The sequence below is a fragment of the Chitinimonas arctica genome (genome assembly GCF_007431345.1).
In the GTDB taxonomy this organism is placed as follows: Bacteria; Pseudomonadota; Gammaproteobacteria; order Burkholderiales; family Chitinimonadaceae; genus Chitinimonas; species Chitinimonas arctica.
Genome location: NZ_CP041730.1, coordinates 1,923,720 through 1,942,328, shown reverse-complemented (window position 1 = coordinate 1,942,328; position 18,609 = coordinate 1,923,720). Strand labels below are relative to the sequence as shown.

The following is an 18,609-nucleotide window of genomic DNA, read 5'->3' as shown; positions in this document are numbered from 1 at the left end:
GCGACAAATGAAGTGTAAAGAGGCAACGCATCTCGTCTCCGCCGGTATGGATCGTCCGCTGAACTGGCGCGAACGCCTGGGCCTGCGGTGGCATCTGCTTGTTTGCCACTACTGCAGCGACTTCTCGCGGCAACTGGGCTTTCTGCGCAAGGTTGCCCGAGACAAAAAAGACCACTAGTAAAGTGTCGGTGCGAGCCGACACGGGCATGGCCCGCAGTGTCGATATAATCGCCGCCATGACCCTCCTTCGCCTACTTGGCCGACTCCTGTTGGCACTGATTCTGTTGGTCCTGCTCTACCAGCTGTGGATACTTGGCCATGTGATCTGGTGGCGCGACCACAATCCGTCCGCGACAGCCTTTATGGACCAGCAGCTGAGTGCGCTGCAGGACAGTGACCCGGACGCGCGCCTGCAGCACGAATGGGTGCCCTACGCCAAGATATCGCCCCATCTGAAGCGGGCGCTGGTGGCCGGCGAAGATGCCAAGTTTCTTGATCACGAAGGCTTCGACTGGGAAGGCATACAAACCGCCTGGGAGAAGAACCAGAAAAAAGGCCGTATCTCGGCCGGCGGTTCCACCATCAGCCAGCAGTTGGCGAAAAACCTGTTTCTCAACGGCAAGCGCAGTTACCTGCGCAAAATCCAGGAAGCCGCCATCACCCTGATGCTGGAGGCGATACTGGATAAGCGGCGTATTTTCGAGATCTACCTGAATGTGATCGAGTGGGGCAACGGCGTGTTCGGCGCCGAGGCCGCTGCCCGCCATTACTATCAAACCAGCGCGGCCGCGCTGGGGACCGGACAATCCGCCAAGTTGGCGGCCATGGTGCCGCGGCCGCGCTTTTACGACAAGAATCGCAATGCCCGTGGCTTGTTGCGTAAGGCCGCCATTATCCAGCGGCGTATGACTTACGCCGATATTCCTTGAGTTTGACTACGCCGTAGCATGCCGTTTCGATGCCTACCGATTGCATAGGGTTTTGCCATGCCGCAAATGAACTGGACGCAACTGCTTTCCGCCGACCGCCTGCGCGCGCCGCGCCGTCCGCCGGAAACCGGGCCATTGATCGGACGTTCCGATTTCCATAAGGACCACGACCGCATCGCCTTCTCCTCGCCGTTCCGCCGGCTGGGGCGCAAGACCCAGGTGCACCCGATGACCGAGAACGACCACGTGCATACGCGGTTGACCCATTCCATCGAGGTGGGCTGCGTGGGGCGCTCGCTGGGCATCATGGTCGGCCAGGCGCTGGCCGGGCAACTGCCGGCCTATATCATTCCCTATGATATAGGCGCCATCGTGCAGGCCGCCTGCCTGGCCCACGACATCGGCAACCCACCCTTCGGCCATGCCGGTGAATACGCCATTCGCGACTGGTTCCGCCGTTCCTCGCATGCCTATCTATTGCAGAATCTCAGCGCCAGCGAGCGGCGCGATGTGCAGACCTTCGAAGGCAATGCACAGGGTTTTCGCGTGGTCACCCAGCTGGAAAACCATCGCTTCGACGGCGGTATGCGGCTGACTTTCGCCACCCTGGGCGCCACCCTGAAATATCCGTGGACCAGTGAGCACGCCGGCTTCAAGGAAAAATTCAGCTGCTACCAAGCCGAAAAAAAGTTGTTGGACGAGGTTGCGAACGAGCTGGGCCTGATCGCCAAGCCTGAGGGCAGCTGGTGCCGCCACCCCTTGTCCTACCTGATGGAGGCGGCGGACGATATCTGTTACGCCATCCTCGATCTGGAAGACGGTGTGGAAATCGGCATGCTGCCGTTCGAAACCATTGCCCCCATGCTGATTCGACTGGCCGGCATAGACGACGACCTGCTGGCCCTGGAGGTCGCCGGTGCGCCCAGCGTGCGGCGCAAGATGTCGCTGCTGCGCTCCAAGGCGGTGGACCGCTGTGTGCGCGAAGTGGCGGCGGCCTTTATGCGCCACCACGACACCTTGCTGGCGGGCGAATACCAGGGCGACCTGATCGCCGCCTGCCCCGATTTTGTCCGGCACGGCATTCGCGACGCCAAGCAGCTGGCGCGCGAGCGTATTTTCAACAATCGCCGCAAGGTGGAGATCGAAGTGGGTTCCTTCACCTGTCTCGATATCCTGCTGGAAGCATTCTGTGGCGCGGCGTATCAACTGCGGACCGAGGAGAAGCTGAGTTTTCGCAACAAGCGTATTCTCGACTTGATGGAGTACAACGCACCCAATCACGAGCGGCCCTTGTACGAGAGCTATATGCGCGTATTGGATTTTATCGGCGGCATGACCGACAACTACGCCACCTATCTTGCCCAGCAGGTCGGCGGCATGGCGCGTTAAGCAGGTCGGCCGGACTGCCGGACGCGGCCTGCGTGCTAGAATTCCCGCAAACTCACCCCGCGAGACCATCCAGCTGTGTCCCTTCCCGATCGCCTCGTCATCGCCACGCAAGAATTCGCCCTCGCCTCATGGCAGGCCCGCCATATCGCAGCGAGGCTGCAAGCCCGCTATCCTGGTCTGCGAATCGACCTTCTCGACGTGAGTGGCGGCAGTGCCGATGTGGCGGTGCATGCCATGACGGATATGCCGATGCGCCTGCCGGACGGGTTCGTCCTTGCCGTGGTCACCGAGCGCGAAGATCCGCGCGATGCCTTTGTTTCGAACCGCCACGCCACGCTGGCCGACTTGCCGCCGGCAGCCGTAGTCGGCATTTCCGACCCGCGCTGTGAAGCGCAGATCCGTGCGGCCTTTCCACATCTGCGGGTCGCACCGCTGCTCGGAGATGTACACACCCACCTGGCCGAGCTGGACGACGGCCAATACGATGCCATCATCCTGGCGGCCGCCAGCTTGAAAGGCTTGGGCCTGGCTGAACGTATCCGTACCTGCCTGAGCACGGACGAATGCTTGCCGGCGCCAGGGCAGGGCGCGCTAGGATTGGTGATACCGGCCGACCGTCCTGAACTCGCCGTGCTCCTTGCGCCACTCAATCATGCCGAAACAGCCGATTGCGTGGCAGCCGAGCGGGCCATGAGCTTGCGCCTGGATGCTTCGTGCGAGACGCCGCTGGGCGGCTTTGCCGAAGTGCTCGACGAATATTTTCTGCGCATGCGCGGCTTTGTCGCCCGTCCGGACGGCAGCGAGATGCTGCGGGCCGAATCGAACGGCAGCCGTGCCGCCGCCGTCGGCCTGGGCCGCCAAGTCGCCGATCTAATGCTTACCGAGGGCGCCCGCGCCCTGCTTATCCCCAAAGTGTGAGGCCATGATCCGTCCACTCGCCAACCGCCGTTTCCTAGTCACCCGCCCGGAAAACCAATCGGACCGCCTTGCCGCACTATTGCAAGATGCCGGCGCCACGCCGCTATTGGCGCCGATGATCGCGATCGGCGAAGCTGCCGATCCGGCCGCGCTCGATGCGGTACTGCACCGCCTGGACGATTTCGACCTGGCGGTTTTTGTCAGCCCGACCGCGCTTGACCAGGTAGGCCAGCGTATTCGCCACTGGCCGGCGGAACTGGCGGCGGCGGTCATTGGCCCCGCCTCCCGGGAGCGGGCGCGCGAACTGGGCATACTGGACGTGCTCTGCCCCGATAATCGCTACGATAGCGAAGGATTGCTGGAGCTTCCCTCGCTACAGCGGATGGAAGGTCGCCGGGTTGTACTGTTTCGCGGTAATGCCGGCCGGGAACTGCTGGCGGATTCCCTGACGGCGCGCGGCGCCCAGGTGGAAATCGTCGAGGCTTACCGGCGCTTGCCGCCCACCATGGCGCGGGAAGCCTTGGCCGCCATGCTGGCCGAGGATTGCGACGGCGTGATCGTGACCAGCAGCGAGGCGGTCCAGAACCTGTTCTCCATGAGCGACGAAGCGCTGACCCGTAAGTTGCGCGGCAGCCTGTTCTTTGCCAGCCACCCTGCCATTGCCGATACCGCCCGCCGCCAAGGCGTGGCCAGCGTGTTCACCACGGCGGCGGGCGATGCCGGCATCGTCGCCTCCCTGATCGAATGCTTCGCCGGCAGCCAGGCGTCTCCTTCGGCCAGTGCGCCGGCGACTCCCGCACCGATACCGGCATCCACACCGAAAAACCATCCCCCCGCGCGACCGTCATCCGCTGCCGGCCGGAGCAGGCCGCGCTGGACCAGCCAACTATTGTGGGCGTTGGTTGGCGCTGCCTTGGCCATCGGCGTCGCCAGTCTCCTGCAACAAGGCCGGCGCCAAGATATCGGTGGCGAAATGGATGGCCGGCTGAGTTTGCTGGAAACGCGCTTGCGCGCCTTATCCGTCGGCGAGCAACGCGATGGTGGCCGCATGAGCCAGTTGGATACGCAGCTGGCGGGCATCAATCACAGCATTTCCGAACTGAATGCCCAGCAAGCCGATCTGCAAGCCCTGTATGGGTCCATCGCCGGAGACCAGGAGGAAACCCTGCTGGCCGATGCCGAATTGACCCTGTCGCTGGCCAGCCAGCAATTGCAATTGACCGGTAATGTCGGCGCCGCCCTGGCGGCACTGTATCGCCTGGACGAACGCCTCGCCGGCCACGACAAACCGCGCCTGATGGCCTTGCGCCGTGCCTTGGCGCGCGATCTGGACGCCCTCAAGCGGGTGCCGTGGATCGATTATGTCGGCTTGTCCGCCAAGATCGATAGCCTTGCCGGCAACGTCGACAAGTTGCCCCTGGTGGTGGATGCCACCTCGGCCGAGGACGCTGCCGATCGCGGCACGACCCAAGCCAGCGGACTATTGGGCGAGTTCAGCCGTGCGCTGGGCGCCCTGGTCTCCATTCGCCGCATCGATCAGCCCGATCCGGTGCTGCTTGCGCCGCAACAGGCGCTCTATCTGCGCGAACAGGTCAAGCTACGCCTGCTGAATGCCCGTCTTGCGCTGTTGCAACGTGACGAGGTGACGTTCCGGCGTGACCTGGCCGCCACCGAACAAGCCATGCGCAAGCACTTCGATACGCGTGCCAAACCGGTTATCGCAACGCTTGCCACCCTGCGCGAGCTGCAGATGGCGCAGCCGGCCCAAGCCTTGCCGACCCCGGTCGACAGCCTGAACGCGGCCCGGGACGCCCGCCGTAAAGCCAGCCGGGAGGATGTGAAGTGAGAATCCTGCTGTGGTTGCTCACCCTGTCCGCCATGGCGGTGGGTCTGGCGCTGTTCGCACGCTACAACACCGGCTACGCCCTGCTGTTTTTCCCGCCCTGGCGGGTCGAACTGTCGTTGAACGCCTTTGTTCTGCTGTTCTCGCTGCTGGTGCTGGGCGGCTATGCCGCGGTAAAGCTCGTCGATTGGCTGATCAGCATGCCGCGCAATGTCCGCCGCTATCATTCCGCCCGCCGCACCCGCGAGGCGCGACGTTTTCGGCGTGAAGCCATCACCGCCCTGATTGAAGGCCGCTATCACAAATCGGTCAGAGCGATCTGCGATGCGCGCGCGGCGGAGGACGAAAGCGATATGCAGCTGATCGATACGCTGATCGCGGCGCGGGCGGCGCATTTTGGCCGCGATTTCGAGGCGCGCGACAAGTTCGTCGAAGATGCCCGCAAGGTTTCCGGTGGTAACTCGCTGGCGCTCGATATGCTGGAAGCCGAGATGCTGTACGAGCAATATCGCAATCGCGAAGCCTTGCTGGCACTTCAGCGTGTGTATGCGCGCTCGCCCAAGCTGACGGCGGCCCTCAAGCTGGAACTGAAGATTCGCCAGCAGGAAGTCCATCCGGCCCGCGTGATCGAACTGACCGATATGCTGGAGAAGAGCGAAGCGCTCGACCCCAGCCATGCCGCCCGTATCCGCAACCAGGCGCGCCTGGCGCAGCTGAAGATGGGGCCGATGGATGCCCGCGAGCTGGAACGCTGGTGGAATGGCCTGAAAAAAGAAGAAAGGCTACTTCCCAAGCTGGCCGCCGCCACCGCGCGCGAATTTATCCGGGCGGGCATGGACGAACGCGCCGAGGCGGTGCTGGTCGATGCATTGGAAGCGCATTGGGACGTGGCGCCGCTGGAGTTGTACGGCGAACTGAGCCGGCTAGGCGTAAAAGGCGATGCGGTAAAGCGTCTCGCGCGGGCCGAGGACTGGCTGCGGCATCATCCCAATGACCACCAGCTCTTGATGGCCTTGGGCCGGCTATGCCGGGCCGCCGCCTTGTGGGGCAAGGCGCGCAACTACCTGGAAGCCAGCGTGGCGGTGGCGGCTACGCCGGTGGCGCACGCCGAGCTAGGGCAGTTGCTGGAACAGTTGGACGAAGGCGAAACCGCCAACGAACACTACCGTGCAAGCCTGGGCCTGGCGCTCGATCTATTGGAAAAGCGGGCTCAGTAAAGCAGTCCGGATTGGCTGGCCTACAGCTGATCCGGCGCTAGCATGGTCTTTAGCCGGGTTTGCGGCATCCCGTCCCGTAGCCGGTACTGCAACCACCAGATGGCGCCCTTCTTGGCCGCCCAATCCGCTTCGATTCCACTCAGCAACTTGGCGGCGAGTTGGCCGATGGTGGGTTGGTGACCGACCAAAACGATGGTGCCACCCGCGTCGGGCCAGCCCGAAACGGTGAGATAGTCGCTTGCCGACATGCAAGGGTTCAGGCGCGCATCCACCCCGTGTTCGGGATAGAGCGCGGCGGCGGTCTGGCGAGCGCGCAAGGCTTCGCTGGCAACGATGCGGGCATTGGCGGGTAGCCGGGCGCGTAGCCATTCGCCGACCTTGTTCGCCTGTTTGTGGCCACGCAGGGTCAGGCTGCGGGCGAGATCATCCTCGCCGTCCTCGGCTTCCGCATGCCGCCACAGGATCAGATTGGTTTTCATATATTTTCCCCCTCGTGTGCCGATTGGCCTTGCTTAGTCTCTTGCCTTGGCCGCCAGTTCAGCCAGCAGCATGCCTTGCGCGCCGCGTAGCTTGCCGCCGCGGGCGTGCTTCTTGCGATATCGACCGTCGGATTGCATCTCCCATGCCTGGCAGTTGTCCACCAGATAAGGACGCAAACCCTCGCGGATAATGCGGCGTTTGCTCTTTACGTCGAAAATGGGAAAGGCGATCTCGATGCGGCGAAAGAAATTGCGCCCCATCCAGTCGGCCGATCCGAGGTAGAGATCTTCCTTGCCGTTATTGAAGAAATAAAATACCCGCGTATGTTCAAGGAAGCGGCCGACGATGGAGCGTACCTTGATATTCTCCGACAGGCCCTTGACGCCGGGACGCAGGGTGCAGACACCCCGCACGATCAGATGAATGGTCACACCGGCCTGGCTGGCGGCATATAGCGTTTCGATCAGCGCCGGCTCCAGCAAGGAGTTCATCTTGGCGATCACCACCGCCCGCCGGCCTGCGCGTGCATGCTCCGCTTCGTTGTCTATCGCCGCGATCATGGCGGAGTGCATGGTGAAGGGCGATTGCCACAAGGCCTTGAGTTTGCCGGGATTGCCCATGCCGGTGAGCTGGATGAACACATCGTTGACGTCCGCGCACTTTTCCTCGTTTGCGGTCATCAGTCCGAAGTCGGTATAGAGCTTGGCGGTGCGCTGGTGGTAGTTGCCGGTGCCGAGGTGGGCATAGCGCTTGAGCCGGCCTTCTTCGCGCCGCACGATCAGCAGCATCTTGGCATGCGTCTTGTAGCCGTAGACACCGTACACGACATGGGCGCCCACCCGCTCCAGCTTGGCCGCCCAATTGATATTCGCTTCCTCGTCGAAGCGCGCCATCAGCTCGACGACAGCCGTTACTTCCTTGCCGGCGGAGGCGGCTTCGATCAGCGCCTCCATCAGGGCCGATTCCTTCGAGGTGCGGTAGACCGTCATCTTGATCGCCACCACCTGCGGGTCGCGCGCCGCCTGCTGCAACAGGTCGATCACGGGCGTAAAGCTCTCGAATGGATGGTGCAGCAGGATATCGCCGTGGCGGATGGCGGAGAACAGGTCCGGCTGCTTGCGCAGAGCCTTGGGCACGCCGGGCATAAAGGCCTGGTATTTCAGGTCGGGGCGATCGACCTGGTCGGGGACCTGCATAAAACGCACCAGGTTGACCGGACCGTCGACGCGGTAGAGATCCTCTTCCTGCAGGCCGAACTGCTCCAACAAAAAGCCATAGATATGCTGCGGGCAATCGGCGGCGACTTCCAGCCGCACGCCGTCGCCGAACTGGCGCTCGCTCAAGCCGCCTTGCAGCGCCGCGCGCAAGTCCTTTACGTCCTCGTCGTCCACATTGAGGTCCGAGTCGCGCGTCACCCGGAACTGGAAGCAGCCGCGCATTTCCATGCCGGGGAACAGTACGTCCACATGGGCGTGCAAGACCGAGGATAGAAACACGAAGCCATGCTCGACCCCGGAAATATCCGACGGCATCTTGATAAAACGCGGAAAGATGCGTGGTGCCTGGACGATCGCGACACCGGAGCTGCGGCCAAAGGCATCCCGCCCGTCCAGCTCCACCACGAAGTTCAGGCTTTTATTCAGCAGCCGCGGGAAAGGATGGGCCGGATCCAGCCCGATCGGCGTCAATACCGGTGCCAGCTCACGGTCGAAATACTCGCGCACCCATTGGCGTTGCGTATCGTTCCAGCTGGTTCGGCGTAGAAAGGCGATACCTTCTTCCGCCAACTTGGGAAGAATGATTTCGCGCAGGATGCGGTACTGCTTTTCCACCAAGGCGTGGGCATCTTCGGCAATGCGGTGAAAAGCCGCTTCGGGCGAGAGGCCGTCCGGTGCCGGCCGCTCATTGTGCATGCGAATATTTTCTTTCAGCCATGCCACCCGCACTTCGAAGAATTCGTCCATATTGGACGACACGATGCAGAGGAACTTGAGCCGTTCCAGCAAAGGGTTGCTGACGTCTTCCGCTTGCGCCAGGACGCGCCGGTTGAATTCCAGCAAGCCGAGTTCCCGGTTCAGGAAAAACTCGGTGGTGTGGGGGTGATGTGGGTGGTGTGGATGATGCGTCATGGTTGGGGACCGTGCTGCTGCGGTGGCATGAAAATTGTGTAAACCAGTATAGCGAGCGCGCGCCGTCAGGCCCGTGCTCTCGCGTCTTTCCATGGCCGAAAAACAAATTGGCCGCACAAGGCGGCCATTTCGACGGGCAGGGTTTACTCTTGCGGCGGCACGTAGCCTTGCACCGCATCGGCACCCGCGCCGAAGAAGTAGTTCTGCATCTGCTGCGCCAGATACTGACGGGCACGGCTATCGGCCAGGCTCAGGCGATTTTCGTTGATCAGCATGGTTTGGTGTTTCACCCAGGCGGCCCAGGCTTCCTTGGATACACTCTCGAAAATCTTCTTGCCCATCTCGCCGGGCAGGGGCGGGAAGTCCAATCCCTCGGCTTCGCGGCCGAGCTTGATGCAATTTACTGTTCTGGCCATATCGGTATTCCTTTCAGGCTAACAAACTGTCGTGACGATTTAGTGAAACGTGACAATTAAACCGCGGCACAAGCGCGGTCGTTTCGCTCGTCACTGCCAAGGCCGTATTTTACGCGGCGGACCCGGAATGGTCTCGCCGAAATCGACGCGCAGCTTCGCACAATCGGGCCTTGGCGTCAGTACCCGCAATAAGCACCAGCTTGTCTAGCTGCTCAACAGGTATTCCCGCACGAGTTCGCGGGCGCGATGCAGCCGGCTCTTGACCGCGCCCGGCGGCTCAGCGAGACGCTCGGCGATTTCCGCAATCGTCAGCTCTTCGAAGTCGCGCAGCAGCACGACTTCGAGATAGTGCGCCGGCAACGATTCGAGCGCATTGGCAAGATCCACTCTCAAAGCGGTGTCGCTGCGGCAAGCCAAGCGCCGCTCCGCCACCTCGTCGTCCAGCGGTTCATGCTTGAGCAGCATGCGTCCGAGCTTGCGGCACTCGTGCTTGATGACGGTGAACAGCCAGGCGGAAAAGGCGGCGGCGGCTTTGAGGCTTTTGACCTTGCGCGAAACGATCAGCAATGACTCCTGGACGGCGTCATCGACATCGCTGGCCTGGCAATGCCTGCGGGCATAGCGGCGGGCATCCGCCTGGCACACCGCGAGCAGGCGGGAGATGGCAGCCTGGTCGCCGGTCTGGGCCGCCCAGATAAGATTCTCCCTTTCGATCACGCCGTCCACCATGGTTTAGTGCCGCTTGTCGAGCTTGCGCCCGACCATGGCGCACATCGGGCAAAAACCGATCAGGCCGGTCATGGCCAGTATTGCACCCGTGATGCCGATACCCATGGTCAAGCTCGACGAGCCCCAATTCATGGCAGCGAACGCGAGGGCGATCACGCCCAGGATGGAACGAAGGGCGCGTTCCCAATTCGGGACATTTTTCACGTAGAACATTTCGGTCTCCTTTGACGGTTTCAGGTTCGAGGGCAACCCTCCTTGGCTAAGAGGAGCCGAGACGGCAAAACGGTTCGCGGGGGGAGTGAAAAAGTATCGGTATGTGTCCGATGGGATAGCTAAAGAAACTTCAACGCGTGTCTTCTCGCTCCACCAGCTCATAGCTGGTGCTGCGCCCACCAGACCCCGAGCGTTGTAGTGCCCCCAGCGCCACCAGTTCATTGATGTCACGTAGCGCGGTGTCTGCCGAGCATTTGGCAAGGGCTGCCCACTTGCTGCTGGTCAGTTTTCCCTCGAAACCATCTAGCAGGCGGTTGAGCACCTTCACTTGCCGTTCGTTGAGTGCGGCCCCGGAAAGGCGTTGCCAGAAACGCGTTTTATCCAACACGGCGTCCAGCGTGCGGTGAGCATGGCCGACGGCTTCGCTTAGCGTATGCAGGAACCACAGCAACCACTCGGTCACATCCAAACTGCTTTTTTGCGTGCGCTCCAGAATGGCGTAATAGGCTTTGCGCTCACGCTGAATCTGGGCCGACAGGCTGTAGAAGCGCTGCGGGCTACCATCGGCACGCGCTAGCAGAAGGTCTCCAATTGCGCGGGCAATACGGCCATTGCCGTCGTCGAATGGGTGCAGGGTTACAAACCACAGATGTCCCAGGCCAGCACGGATCAACGCTGGTTCGGTCTGGTCCGGTGCGTTCACCCACTTAAAAAAGTGAGCCATCTCGATGTCTAGGCGTTCGGCTGACGGCGCCTCGTAGTGCACGCGCTCCCGTCCGAAAGCGCCGGAAACCACTTGCATGGGGCCGTGTGCATCGTCGCGCCAGATGCCGGTGGTGATCTTGCTTAGGCCGGAATAGCCAGTGGGAAAGAGTGCGGCATGCCATCCAAATAGGCGCTCTTGCGACAGCAGCGAGGTACTGTTGATGGTGGCATCCAACACCATCTCCACCACGCCTTCCACATGGCGATCCACAGGCGCGAGTGAGCCGATGTCTATTCCCAGGCGTCGCGCAATGGATGAACGTACGGATGCGACGTTCAATTGCTCACCCTCGATTTCGCTGGTCTTGAGCACATCATCCGTCAGCGCCGCAAGACTGGCTTGGCCGCGCAGCCCTATGCCGATGTCGGCGAGCCGGCCGAGCAACAGCCCCTGTGCCTGACTGACTTGCGACAGAGGGGAGGCAAGCGCTGCGAGATCGTAGCGCCAATTCGGCCAGTCACTGGCCTGCCAGATGTAAGTGTAATCGCCGCAGTTCATGCGGAGATTATGAGGTGTATTCGCCGCAAGGGGAATACATTCTCCGCAACAAGTGCGGCGAATAGGTGCTTATTCGCCGCACTATATGCCGATAGGCAGTTCAGACGTTAAACAGGAAGTTCAACACATCCCCATCCCGCACCACATACTCCTTGCCTTCCGCCCGCATCTTGCCCGCTTCCTTGGCGCCTTGTTCGCCCTTGTAGCCGATGAAATCGTCGTAGGAAATCGTCTGGGCGCGGATAAAGCCCCGTTCGAAGTCGGTGTGGATCACGCCGGCGGCTTGCGGCGCGGTGTCGCCGACATGGATGGTCCAGGCGCGTACTTCCTTCACCCCGGCGGTGAAGTAGGTCTGCAGGCCGAGTAGCTTGTAGCCGGCGCGGATCAGCCGGTTCAAGCCTGGTTCTTCCAGGCCCAGGTCTTCCAGGAAGGCCAGCTTGTCTTCGTCGTCCAGGTCGGACAGTTCCATCTCGATCTTGGCACACAGCGCCACGACCGGTGCGCCTTCCTTGGCGGCGTGCGCTTGCAGGCGTTCCAGGTGGGGGTTGTTGGTGAAACCGTCTTCCAGCACATTGCCGACATACATGGCGGGCTTGATGGTGAGCAGGCACAGTGGCTTGAGCAAGTCGCGGTCTTCTTCGCTCAGGGCCATGGTGCGGGCCGGCTTGCCCTGGTCCAGGTGGGGCAGCAGGGATTCACAGATGGCCACCAGCCGTTGTGCATCCTTGTCGCCTTGCTTGGCCTTCTTGCCTTCGCGCTGGATGGCTTTTTCCACGGCGGTCATATCGGCCAGGGCCAGTTCGGTCAGGATGACTTCGATATCGGCCAGGGGATCGATCTTGCCGGCGACGTGGACGACGTTTTCGTCGTCGAAGCAGCGCACCACATTCACGATGGCATCGGTTTCGCGGATATTGGCCAGGAATTGGTTACCCAGGCCTTCACCCTTGCTGGCGCCCGCCACCAGGCCGGCGATATCGACGAATTCGACGATGGCCGGTTGGATCTTCTGCGGGTTCACGATCTTGGACAGCTCGGCCAGGCGGGCGTCCGGGACTTCGACGATGCCGACATTGGGTTCGATCGTGCAGAAAGGATAGTTCTCGGCAGCGATGCCGGCCTTGGTAAGCGCATTGAACAGGGTGGACTTGCCGACATTGGGCAGGCCGACGATGCCGCATTTCAGGCTCATGGGAGTTCCTTCCGGGAAAACATGATTTTAGATCGGGTAGCGCGCGAGCGGCACGCCATTGTGGTTCAGCCGCCAACGGGGCAGGCTGGTGCGAAACATCTTCGGCTTGGCTAGCCCTCACCCTTGGGCGCCTTCGGGCGGGTATTGATGGTCTTGGTGGCGTGGCTCATTTCGCCACGGGCCAAGGCCGGCCAGGCCTGCAAGCTGCGGAGGATGGCCTCCTCGATTTGCGGCTGCTCGTCCTGGCGCGGACGATGCAGTACGAAATCGACCACCGGCTGGTTCAGGCCCAGGGTACGCGGGTGGCCGATGCCCAGGCGCAGGCGCCAGAAATCGCTGCTGCCCAGCATGGCCTGGATATCCTTGAGACCGTTGTGACCGGCATGGCTGCCTGCCTGCTTAAGCTTGGCATCGCCGGGCAGGAGGTCCAGTTCGTCGTGCACCACCAGGATTTCCTGCGGCAGTATCTTGTAGAAACGCGCCAAGGCCGCCACGGCGTGACCGGAGCGGTTCATATAGGTGGTGGGCTGGAGTAGAAAGACTTCACCCTCGCCCAGCTTGGCCCGGGCGCTGAAGCCGAAAAATTTGCTTTCCGGTTTCAGGTCCAGCCGCAGCTCGCGGGCCAAGGCGTCTACCCACCAGAAGCCGGCGTTATGACGGGTATCGGCATACTCGGGGCCGGGATTGCCTAGGCCGACGACCAGGCGGATAGGGGATGCGCTCATGATTTATATACGAGATGACCAAAGTAAAAACGGCCCGCCGGCCCTTGGGGCGACGAGCCGTTTCAGAAGGAGCGCGGCCGATTAAGCGGCGGCGGTTTCTTCGCTAGCAGCACCACGTACGGACAGGATGGTGGCTACGGTGGCGTTGTCGCCGTGCTTGAGCGCGACGAACTCAACACCTTCCGGCAGCGTCAGGTCGCCGAGGTGGATGGAATGGCCTGCTTCCAGGTTCTTCAGGTCCACTTCGATGAATTCCGGCAGCTTGCCTGGCAGGCAGGACACGTCGGCATCGGTCATCACGTGCGAAACGATACCGCCACCGGTCTTCACGCCAGGAGCGACATCGGCGTTGATGAAGTGGAACGGCACCTTGATATGGATCTTTTCGTTCGGGTTCACGCGTTGGAAGTCGACGTGCATGACGATCTGCTTCCATGGGTGGTATTGCGCATCGCGCAGCAGCACGGGTTCGGCCTTGCCGTCGATCTTCAGGTTCAGGATCGAAGCGTGGAAGCCTTCGTGTTGCATGGCGTGGTACAGATTGTTGTGGTCCAGCGTAACGGCAACGGGGGCCTGATCGGCACCGTAGACCACACCGGGGACCTTGCCGTCGCGACGCAGGCGGCGGCTCGCTCCGGTGCCCTGTTCAACGCGTTGGCTGGCGATAACTTCGATAGTCATGGATCTTGCTCCTGAACAACTCAATAAAAACACTGCCCGCGACCAGGCAATGCTTGCTAAAACGGCCGGCCAAAAGGCCAGCCGTGGAATTAGTCAACGAACAGGGTGGATACCGACTCTTCGTTGTTGATACGGCGCAGCGTCTCGGCCAATAAAGGGGCAAGGCTGACGACACGGATGCGCGGGGATTTCTTGGCGGCTTCGCTCAGCGGTACCGTATCGGTTACCACCAGCTCGTCCAGTTCCGATTGGGCGATGCGCTCGACGGCCGGCCCGGACAGGACAGGGTGGGTCGAGTAAGCCAGAACCCGCTTGGCGCCGTGCTGCTTGAGGGCCTCGGCGGCCTTGCAGAGGGTGTTGGCGGTATCGACCATATCATCCATGATCAGGCAGGTGCGGCCTTCCACGTCGCCGATGATGTGCATCACTTCGGCGACATTGGCCTTGGGGCGGCGCTTGTCGATGATGGCCAGCTCGGTATTGAGCTGCTTGGCCATGGCGCGGGCGCGGAGTACGCCGCCTACGTCAGGCGAAACCACCATCAGGTCTTCGTAATTCTTGGTGCGGACGTCGTCGAGCAGGACCGGCGTGGCATAGATATTGTCCACGGGGATGTCGAAGAAGCCCTGGATCTGGTCGGCATGCAGGTCGACGGTCAGCAAGCGGTCGACGCCGGCGGCCTGCAGCATATTGGCGACCACCTTGGCGGAAATCGGCACCCGGGCGGAGCGCGGACGGCGATCCTGGCGGGCGTAGCCGAAATAGGGCATGGCGGCGGTGATGCGGCCGGCGGAAGCACGCTTGAGCGCGTCCACCATCAGCAAGACTTCCATCAGGTTGTCGTTGGTCGGTGCGCAAGTGGATTGCAGCACGAATACATCGCGACCACGGACGTTTTCCAGTAGTTCGACGGTGGCTTCGCCATCGCTGAAACGACCTACGGTTGCACGGCCGACGGTGATATCGAGGTGCTTGGCGACAGCGTCGGCCAACTGTGGGTTGGCGTTGCCAGTGAAGACCATCAAGCTTTCGTAGGCCATGTCCTGATCCTTAACAAAAAAAGAAAGCGTGTAATCGACATTACACGCTTTCTGATTTTTTCTTGCGTTAAACGTACGCATTCGCGTAGTGCCCGATTGCAGGGCAAAAACTGGCAGGGGAGGTAGGGATCGAACCTACGAATGTCGGAATCAAAATCCGATGCCTTACCACTTGGCGACTCCCCTACAACCTGCTTGACCGAATGACTCAATCGAGCAAATCGAGCAAAGGATGCTGCATCAAACTTGGTGCGATAAACCCCTGCATCTCGGCAGGCATTGCCTTTATCACACGCTCGGCGTCAATCTGAGTATCGAATGCAGCGAATACACAAGCACCGGATCCGGTCATCATCGCTTTGCCGTACTGGCTTAGCCAGGCTAGGTATTCGGCGATGATCGGATACTTCCTTTTTGCTACTGCTTCCAGATCGTTGCGGATCTGGTAGCTCGGAAAGGCCGCCATTATTATGGGCTCGCTGTTCCGTGTCAAGGCCGGATCGGAAAAAATTTCGACGGTAGGTACGGATACCGGTGGGATAAGCACTGCATACCATTGAGCCGGAAGGGAAATCGGCTGCAGCGCCTCGCCTACGCCTTCCGCGAATGCATCGCGCCCATATACGAAAAACGGTACATCGGCGCCTAATTGCAGGCCCAACTCCTGCAGGCGGCCACGGTTCAGGCCCAGGCGCCATAGATGATTGAGCGCAATCAGCGTCGTTGCCGCATCCGAACTGCCCCCCCCCAGACCGCCGCCCATCGGCAGGCGCTTATCGATCCGCAGGCGGCAACCCTGCCGGGTGCCGGTGGCCTGTTGCAGCAGGCGTGCGGCGCGAACGATCAGATCGGTATCGGCCGGTACGCCGGGTAGCGGATTCTCGTGCACCACATTGCCGCTGCCATCGATGGCGATATGCACGGTGTCGCCGTGGTCTATCAGCCGGAATGCCGTTTGCAGCAGGTGATAGCCATCGTTGCGCCGGCCGGTCACGTGCAGAAAGAGATTGAGTTTCGCGGGGGCGGGGAAAGCGTGGAATACGGTCATGGCGTGCTGCTGGCCAATTGCCAGTCGTAGAGTGCGATACGGACTTCGAGATCCGGCCGCGACAAGGTAAGGCGGGTGGGCGCGGTCCCGGCGGTTTCGAGCGGATAGCGTATGGTCCAGCCATCCTGCTCCAGTTGATTGGCATCGCTCAGTTTGGTCCAGATGGCCGGCCTGCCGGGGTCGGCCAGGCCCAGCAGCCAGAAGCGCAGGCCGCTGGCCGGCAGCCGCCAGCCCAGTTCCCGTTCGCTGAGCGCTTCGATATCGTCCGCGGCACGTAGCTTGCCGCTGCCGTCGAAGAAGCGTGCGTCGTCGCCGTCCAATTCCAGGCGGGCGAGCACCTGTCCCAGCGGATTGCTGATATCGACCGTGTCGAGCGTGCTGGCATGGGACCAGCTAAAGCGGGCGTTGTAGCCCTTGCCGGCCGCATTCACGGCGACACGGCCGCTGACATGGTATTGCGCGGGCAATTGCGACAAGGCGGCCGGCGCCGGCCGCTGGGTGGCGCAGGAAGCCAGAAGCAGGCCGGCAAGCACGGTTGCCAGCCATTTGAAACGCACCATGCTACTCCCCGTTCAAGCGTTGCATGGTTTCGCTGAGTACTTCGTGCGCCGGATCCAGCTTTTTGCCCTCGGCCCAGATTTTGCGGGCCTCCTTATGTTTGCCGGCTTGCCACAGCACCTCGCCGTAATGGGCGGCGATTTCCGGATCAGGCAGGGTGGTGAAGGCGCGATTCAGCCACTTGGCGGCTTCTTCCAGATTGCCCCGGCGATACTGTAGCCAGCCCATGCTGTCGATGATCACCGGATTGTCGGGTTCTTGGTTCAGCGCTTTGCGCAGGAGCGACTCCGCTTCTTCGAAGCGTTGGGTTCGATTCGCGAGGGTATAGCCAAGCGCATTCAGGCCGATCGGGCTGTCGGGTTTGAGTACCAGGTACTGGCGAAGATCTTTCTCGGCCGCTTGCAGATCGCCTAGCTGGTCGAATACCAGCGAACGATCGTAGAGCAGATCGGCGTTGTCGGCGTGCTTGCCTATGCCGGCATCCAGCGTGGCGCGGGCCCGGCCGAGGTCCTTCAGTTCGCGCCAGATCTGCGCTTCCAGCTGTACGCGGGCGACCTGGTCCGAAGGGGTGATCTGCGGCAAACGTTCCAGCGTCGCCAAAGCCGCTTCGCGGTTGCCCAGCTTGGCTTCGATGCGGGCCAGGCGCACGGCGGCCGGCACGCTTTGTTCGTTGTCGCTTACCTGTAGATAGTGCTCGCGTGCCGCGGTCAACTTGCCTTGCTCTTCGCTTACCATGCCCAGGTAGTAGTGAAGTACCGCGGGTTTGCTGACGCCGAGTTCCAAGGCGCGGGTGAGGGGGGCTTCGGCTTCGGCGTAATTGCGCAGCTGCATGGTGGCCAGCGCGTGCCCGACCAGGTACTCGACCTCGTCGGGATAGGTTTGCGCCAGGCCCATATATATACGGCGGGAGTCGGCGTAGCGTTTTGCGTCGGTCAATGCCCGCGCCAGGGCCGCCTGGATCTCGCGCGACTTGGGCAGGCGCTGGGTGGCCGTTTGCAGGTATTGCACCGTTACCGCCGGATTGGCTTCGGTCAGGGCGGCGCGGTAAAGGATGGCCGCTTCCCAGTCCGGCTTGAGCCGGATCGCGTTGTCGGCGGCCGCCAGGGCAGCCGCGCCATCGCCTGCGCGATTCGCCGCCAGTGCGATCGCCAGCGAGGCTTCCGGTAATTGCGGATGGCGCGCGGCCAGGCGTTTCATCAGTGCCAGGATGGCTTGCTTGTCGGCTTGCGGCGACCACAATGTATGCGCCTGCATCAGGATGCCTGGCACGTCCTGGGGGCGGTCCTTCATCCAGTTGGCCAGCGCGGCTTCCGTTTCCGCCAATTTGCCGACGCGGGCCAGTACGCTGAGTTCCATCTGGCGCGCCGGCAGGCTGTCGGGCTCCAGCTCGCGCCAGTACTTGGACGCCATCAATGCGTGCTCGGCCTTGCCTGCTACGAAACCCATCTCCACCGCGCGCTTGGCCGCGCGCGGATCGCGGGTACGGCGGGCCAGTTCCAGCCAGGTATCGGCTGCCAGCGCCTTGTCGCCATGGAGGGCCGCGAAATCGCCCAGCAGAATCCCGAACAGCAGTTCGCGGCTTAGTTCCTGCTTGGGATACTTGGCGTCTTCACGGATGACTACCGATTCGACCGGCTTTTCGCTGATGGCTGGGGCGCGGGCAGGCGCGGTTGGCGCGGCGTTTTCGGTGTTGGCCGCGGGCGGCGTCGCACAGCCTGCCAGCAGGCCGGCGATAAGCAGCAAGGCACTGCTGCGGTGGGAAGGTCTGATAGTCATGCTCGTATCCTTGGTCGCCACGTGGCGACGTTTGCGGCCATGCTATAGTCGGCCGCCTTGTT

Annotated in this window: 19 protein-coding genes and 1 tRNA gene; 6 read left to right on the top strand and 14 right to left on the bottom strand. The window is 61.9% G+C overall.

Annotated elements, in window-relative coordinates; genetic code table 11:
* Positions 1–7: 7 nt before the first annotated feature.
* The 6 genes from FNU76_RS08795 (at position 8) to FNU76_RS08770 (ending at position 6,296) form a co-directional block, all read left to right on the top strand.
* Positions 8–178 carry a zf-HC2 domain-containing protein gene (locus FNU76_RS08795; RefSeq protein ID WP_144277848.1) on the top strand — a complete coding sequence of 57 codons (171 nt, stop codon included), beginning with the start codon at positions 8–10 and terminating at the stop codon, positions 176–178.
* Positions 179–236: 58 nt separating this feature from the next.
* Entirely contained in the window at positions 237–929 is a 693-nt protein-coding gene (mtgA, locus tag FNU76_RS08790; protein WP_144277847.1) for a monofunctional biosynthetic peptidoglycan transglycosylase, read from the top strand.
* Between the two features lie 57 nt (positions 930–986).
* Positions 987–2,318: a deoxyguanosinetriphosphate triphosphohydrolase gene (locus FNU76_RS08785; protein WP_144277846.1), complete on the top strand. Its 1,332-nt coding sequence runs from the start codon at positions 987–989 to the stop codon at positions 2,316–2,318.
* A 75-nt stretch (positions 2,319–2,393) separates the two neighbouring features.
* Positions 2,394–3,236 (top strand): hydroxymethylbilane synthase, encoded by an 843-nt coding sequence (gene hemC, locus FNU76_RS08780; protein WP_144277845.1) that lies wholly within the window; start codon positions 2,394–2,396, stop codon positions 3,234–3,236.
* A 4-nt stretch (positions 3,237–3,240) separates the two neighbouring features.
* Entirely contained in the window at positions 3,241–5,082 is a 1,842-nt protein-coding gene (locus FNU76_RS08775; protein ID WP_144277844.1) for a uroporphyrinogen-III C-methyltransferase, read from the top strand.
* The gene (locus tag FNU76_RS08770; protein WP_144277843.1) at positions 5,079–6,296 is read left to right on the top strand and encodes a heme biosynthesis HemY N-terminal domain-containing protein; all 1,218 of its coding nucleotides are present in this window, start codon (positions 5,079–5,081) and stop codon (positions 6,294–6,296) included. The genes FNU76_RS08775 and FNU76_RS08770 overlap by 4 nt, the downstream gene beginning before the upstream one ends.
* 20 nt (positions 6,297–6,316) lie before the next feature.
* Here FNU76_RS08770 and FNU76_RS08765 read toward each other — a convergent pair whose 3' ends face one another.
* The 14 genes from FNU76_RS08765 to FNU76_RS08700 all read right to left on the bottom strand — a co-directional run bounded on the left by FNU76_RS08765 (position 6,317) and on the right by FNU76_RS08700 (position 18,547).
* Entirely contained in the window at positions 6,317–6,775 is a 459-nt protein-coding gene (locus FNU76_RS08765; RefSeq protein WP_144277842.1) for a SixA phosphatase family protein, read from the bottom strand.
* A gap of 33 nt (positions 6,776–6,808) precedes the next feature.
* The gene (gene ppk1, locus FNU76_RS08760) at positions 6,809–8,905 is read right to left on the bottom strand and encodes a polyphosphate kinase 1 (protein ID WP_144277841.1); all 2,097 of its coding nucleotides are present in this window, start codon (positions 8,903–8,905) and stop codon (positions 6,809–6,811) included.
* A gap of 143 nt (positions 8,906–9,048) precedes the next feature.
* Positions 9,049–9,321: an oxidative damage protection protein gene (locus FNU76_RS08755; protein ID WP_144277840.1), complete on the bottom strand. Its 273-nt coding sequence runs from the start codon at positions 9,319–9,321 to the stop codon at positions 9,049–9,051.
* 204 nt (positions 9,322–9,525) lie between these two features.
* Complete coding sequence (locus FNU76_RS08750; RefSeq protein WP_308418628.1) at positions 9,526–10,038, bottom strand: RNA polymerase sigma factor; 513 nt, start codon at positions 10,036–10,038, stop codon at positions 9,526–9,528.
* Between the two features lie 15 nt (positions 10,039–10,053).
* Entirely contained in the window at positions 10,054–10,263 is a 210-nt protein-coding gene (locus tag FNU76_RS08745) for a YgaP family membrane protein (protein ID WP_144277838.1), read from the bottom strand.
* Between the two features lie 130 nt (positions 10,264–10,393).
* Complete coding sequence (locus FNU76_RS08740) at positions 10,394–11,527, bottom strand: Fic family protein (protein ID WP_144277837.1); 1,134 nt, start codon at positions 11,525–11,527, stop codon at positions 10,394–10,396.
* 100 nt (positions 11,528–11,627) lie between these two features.
* The gene (gene ychF / locus FNU76_RS08735; RefSeq protein WP_144277836.1) at positions 11,628–12,719 is read right to left on the bottom strand and encodes a redox-regulated ATPase YchF; all 1,092 of its coding nucleotides are present in this window, start codon (positions 12,717–12,719) and stop codon (positions 11,628–11,630) included.
* A 110-nt stretch (positions 12,720–12,829) separates the two neighbouring features.
* Positions 12,830–13,444 carry an aminoacyl-tRNA hydrolase gene (gene pth / locus FNU76_RS08730; protein ID WP_144277835.1) on the bottom strand — a complete coding sequence of 205 codons (615 nt, stop codon included), beginning with the start codon at positions 13,442–13,444 and terminating at the stop codon, positions 12,830–12,832.
* Positions 13,445–13,525: 81 nt separating this feature from the next.
* Positions 13,526–14,125, bottom strand: coding sequence for a 50S ribosomal protein L25/general stress protein Ctc (locus tag FNU76_RS08725; protein WP_144277834.1), 600 nt, complete (start codon positions 14,123–14,125; stop codon positions 13,526–13,528).
* Positions 14,126–14,214: 89 nt separating this feature from the next.
* Complete coding sequence (locus FNU76_RS08720; RefSeq protein ID WP_144277833.1) at positions 14,215–15,165, bottom strand: ribose-phosphate pyrophosphokinase; 951 nt, start codon at positions 15,163–15,165, stop codon at positions 14,215–14,217.
* A 111-nt stretch (positions 15,166–15,276) separates the two neighbouring features.
* A tRNA-Gln gene (locus FNU76_RS08715) sits at positions 15,277–15,351 on the bottom strand.
* Between the two features lie 22 nt (positions 15,352–15,373).
* Positions 15,374–16,213 (bottom strand): 4-(cytidine 5'-diphospho)-2-C-methyl-D-erythritol kinase, encoded by an 840-nt coding sequence (gene ispE / locus FNU76_RS08710; RefSeq protein WP_144277832.1) that lies wholly within the window; start codon positions 16,211–16,213, stop codon positions 15,374–15,376.
* Complete coding sequence (gene lolB / locus FNU76_RS08705; RefSeq protein WP_144277831.1) at positions 16,210–16,773, bottom strand: lipoprotein insertase outer membrane protein LolB; 564 nt, start codon at positions 16,771–16,773, stop codon at positions 16,210–16,212. The genes ispE and lolB overlap by 4 nt, the downstream gene beginning before the upstream one ends.
* A 1-nt stretch (position 16,774) precedes the next feature.
* Positions 16,775–18,547 carry a tetratricopeptide repeat protein gene (locus tag FNU76_RS08700; protein WP_144277830.1) on the bottom strand — a complete coding sequence of 591 codons (1,773 nt, stop codon included), beginning with the start codon at positions 18,545–18,547 and terminating at the stop codon, positions 16,775–16,777.
* Positions 18,548–18,609 lie beyond the last annotated feature (62 nt).

What these genes read in the sequence shown, in the direction of transcription:
- FNU76_RS08795 (WP_144277848.1), top strand. Translation starts at nt 8, where the DNA reads ATGAAGTGTAAAGAGGCAACGCATCTCGTCTCCGCCGGTATGGATCGT.
- mtgA (WP_144277847.1), top strand. Translation starts at nt 237, where the DNA reads ATGACCCTCCTTCGCCTACTTGGCCGACTCCTGTTGGCACTGATTCTG.
- pth (WP_144277835.1), bottom strand. Translation starts at nt 13,444, where the DNA reads ATGAGCGCATCCCCTATCCGCCTGGTCGTCGGCCTAGGCAATCCCGGC.
- FNU76_RS08720 (WP_144277833.1), bottom strand. Translation starts at nt 15,165, where the DNA reads ATGGCCTACGAAAGCTTGATGGTCTTCACTGGCAACGCCAACCCACAG.
- ppk1 (WP_144277841.1), bottom strand. Translation starts at nt 8,905, where the DNA reads ATGACGCATCATCCACACCACCCACATCACCCCCACACCACCGAGTTT.
- FNU76_RS08700 (WP_144277830.1), bottom strand. Translation starts at nt 18,547, where the DNA reads ATGACTATCAGACCTTCCCACCGCAGCAGTGCCTTGCTGCTTATCGCC.
- ychF (WP_144277836.1), bottom strand. Translation starts at nt 12,719, where the DNA reads ATGAGCCTGAAATGCGGCATCGTCGGCCTGCCCAATGTCGGCAAGTCC.
- FNU76_RS08755 (WP_144277840.1), bottom strand. Translation starts at nt 9,321, where the DNA reads ATGGCCAGAACAGTAAATTGCATCAAGCTCGGCCGCGAAGCCGAGGGA.
- FNU76_RS08725 (WP_144277834.1), bottom strand. Translation starts at nt 14,125, where the DNA reads ATGACTATCGAAGTTATCGCCAGCCAACGCGTTGAACAGGGCACCGGA.
- FNU76_RS08765 (WP_144277842.1), bottom strand. Translation starts at nt 6,775, where the DNA reads ATGAAAACCAATCTGATCCTGTGGCGGCATGCGGAAGCCGAGGACGGC.
- FNU76_RS08745 (WP_144277838.1), bottom strand. Translation starts at nt 10,263, where the DNA reads ATGTTCTACGTGAAAAATGTCCCGAATTGGGAACGCGCCCTTCGTTCC.
- lolB (WP_144277831.1), bottom strand. Translation starts at nt 16,773, where the DNA reads ATGGTGCGTTTCAAATGGCTGGCAACCGTGCTTGCCGGCCTGCTTCTG.
- FNU76_RS08740 (WP_144277837.1), bottom strand. Translation starts at nt 11,527, where the DNA reads ATGAACTGCGGCGATTACACTTACATCTGGCAGGCCAGTGACTGGCCG.
- ispE (WP_144277832.1), bottom strand. Translation starts at nt 16,213, where the DNA reads ATGACCGTATTCCACGCTTTCCCCGCCCCCGCGAAACTCAATCTCTTT.
- FNU76_RS08785 (WP_144277846.1), top strand. Translation starts at nt 987, where the DNA reads ATGCCGCAAATGAACTGGACGCAACTGCTTTCCGCCGACCGCCTGCGC.
- FNU76_RS08775 (WP_144277844.1), top strand. Translation starts at nt 3,241, where the DNA reads ATGATCCGTCCACTCGCCAACCGCCGTTTCCTAGTCACCCGCCCGGAA.